Raw genomic sequence first — 2,322 nt, forward strand, 5'->3', positions numbered from 1 at the left:
GTATCCCTCCGTCCAACTACATCTTGCACAATAATTAATTAATCACTAAATGGCAGGAGTTCTTTGATTCTGTTGATGGGATGTGTTGCTATTTTTTCTAGCGTGGTATGCAGCCAGGCATAAGGTTCGATGCCATTCATTTTGCATGTGCCGAGTAAGGAGTAGAGCATCGCACTTCGCTGCGCTGCTTCGTGCGAGCCGGCAAATAAGTAATTCTTTCTGCCAAGGGCTACTGGCCGTATGCTGTTTTCTACAGGATTGTTGTCAATGTTCAGCATGCCAGTGTTTGCATATAATGATAAGCGCTGCCAGCGTTCGATGCTGTAAGCAAGGGCTTTTCCGATACCGCTTTTGGGGGTGGTCTGCATATATTGTTCTTTCATCCATTTACCCAAAGCTCCAAGTATAGGCAAAGATTTCTGCTGCCGCACTTCAGTAATTTCTGGAAAGTTTAATCCTTGTTCTTTGCAAATCCGCTCTATTGTGTAAAGATGCTGTATTTGCTCCAGCGCATGCTGTGCACGTTCTTTGTCGTTGTCAAGGGCATCATGAAACATACGCCGGGCATGCGCCATGCAATGCATGAGTTTAATGTCTTTGTTTTTATTAAAGATTTCATAGGCTATGTAGCCATCCGTCTGTAAATATCCTTTGAAGTGTTCCAGTATGCCTTGCGGCCCTTCCCGGCCACGGCCCTGGCGATAATCAAAAAATACGGATTTTTTAATACTGTTCTGGTACACCCAGTAATAACCACGATGGGTAGTGCCTTTCTTATCTTTATCCAGCACCTTAATGGGAGTTTCATCGGCATGCAGGTAATTGCTTTGCATTACCGATGCTTTCAAGGCTTCGTATAAAGGCTCAATCAACTTGCAGGTAGCACTTACCCAATCAGTAAGGGTGGAATAAGGAAGCTTAAGGCCGCTGCGCTCAAAGCGTTGCATTTGCCGGTAGAGTGGCAGGTGATCAACATATTTATCAATTACGATCTGTGCCAGTAGTCCGGCTCCGGCCATGGCTTTATCAAGGGGTCTTACCGGAAGTTCACCAATCAGCACACCGCTGTTGCCGGGCTTAGCCTGCCCGGATGAACCGTTCAGACGGGCATATTTTATGCGTACATATTTTTTTACAAAGAGTTCTCCCGGCTGCCATTCTAATACCTCGGTTATTTCTTCGCCCATCTTTTTGCAGTTGCTTACATCAGCCGCAGGTTCAATAATAATTTCTTCACGGCGCAAACTTTCCGGCAACTTCATGCGGCCCGGATGCACCAGCGGTTTTTGTTCAATACTGGTACCTGTTCTTACATAGGTAATCTTCTTTGCAGCGCTTAGGTTTACTGCGGCCACTGGCTCTGCCTTTATGTTCAGAGATAGTTGAGATGGGTTTATATCTGAGGGAATAAAACGTTCGTGGCGGGAGCCAAAGATCATTTTCTGAAGTTGTTGCAACTGCTGTTCCAGCGCAGTAAGCCGAAGCAGAGACTGCTCATATAAACTCTTGTAATCTATGCTGACATTGGGTTCCATGCACTGCAAAGATGCAGAGCAGAATCATCTTCGTCAATAAATTTTATTAACAAACGGTGTAATTATGTTGATAGCGTTTACGGTATTTTATGTCTTTAAGAGAGATGCCTTTTAAAATAAAATGCAACTGGTCACAGGTGATCTTCATGCTCTTAGCATCCAGGTCAAAGGCCGGCACTTCAAAAGCACCTTTCTCCAGCCGCCGGTAAAAAATAGTAAAGCCTCCCTGTTCAAAAACGAGCAACTTTAAATGAGTGCGTGGTTTATTGATGAAGATAAATGCATCGCCCTGCAGTACCTGCCGCCCCAGTTCATTGACAACAATACCAGAAAGCTGGTTAAACCCTTTGCGCATATCAGTTTCCTTTCGGTAGAGATGATAACTGCGCTGATCGGTAAGCGTGAGTAGAGCACTCATGACAGCAGTTCTTTTAAATAGCCGGCTTCCACAGCCTGGTATAATTTTATTCCTTTTACTTCTGCAAAAAGTGTAGCCTCAGATGCTGCAGCAAAAGACACCTGATCCAAAACCAGGAAAGAACTTTTCTCTACCGGAATAACTTCAGCATACCGGCTCCGCCATTTATAAAAAGTTGCCTGATGGATATCATTGATTTCGCAAAACTCTTTTGTAGTAAGATCACCATGTTTAAATGTCTCAAGAAATCTCTTGATCTCGATCGCCGTGCGCCGCCGACTTTTAACTTGCTCCTTCATAAAAATTATTTGAACTACAAACTTAAAGGCCAGTAGCTGCAATTACAATATGTACTTGGTCGGAGGGATA

General features: G+C 44.1%; 3 protein-coding genes. All 3 read right to left on the reverse strand.

Annotation, left to right across the window (positions count from 1 at the left end; genetic code table 11):
* Positions 1-38 precede the first annotated feature (38 nt).
* The 3 genes from tnpC to tnpA are packed head-to-tail and all read right to left on the reverse strand — an operon-like array spanning position 39 to position 2,252.
* A complete protein-coding gene (gene tnpC / locus BN874_RS13375; protein WP_034434316.1) occupies positions 39-1,535 on the reverse strand; it encodes an IS66 family transposase in 1,497 nt (498 codons plus the stop codon).
* Positions 1,536-1,581: 46 nt separating this feature from the next.
* Positions 1,582-1,953, reverse strand: coding sequence for an IS66 family insertion sequence element accessory protein TnpB (gene tnpB, locus BN874_RS13380; RefSeq protein WP_034434317.1), 372 nt, complete (start codon positions 1,951-1,953; stop codon positions 1,582-1,584).
* A complete protein-coding gene (tnpA, locus tag BN874_RS13385) occupies positions 1,950-2,252 on the reverse strand; it encodes an IS66 family insertion sequence element accessory protein TnpA (RefSeq protein WP_195912193.1) in 303 nt (100 codons plus the stop codon). The genes tnpB and tnpA overlap by 4 nt, the downstream gene beginning before the upstream one ends.
* Between the last annotated feature and the right edge of the window lie 70 nt (positions 2,253-2,322).

The organism is Candidatus Contendobacter odensis Run_B_J11 (assembly GCF_000531125.1).
In the GTDB taxonomy this organism is placed as follows: Bacteria; Pseudomonadota; Gammaproteobacteria; order Competibacterales; family Competibacteraceae; genus Contendibacter; species Contendibacter odensensis.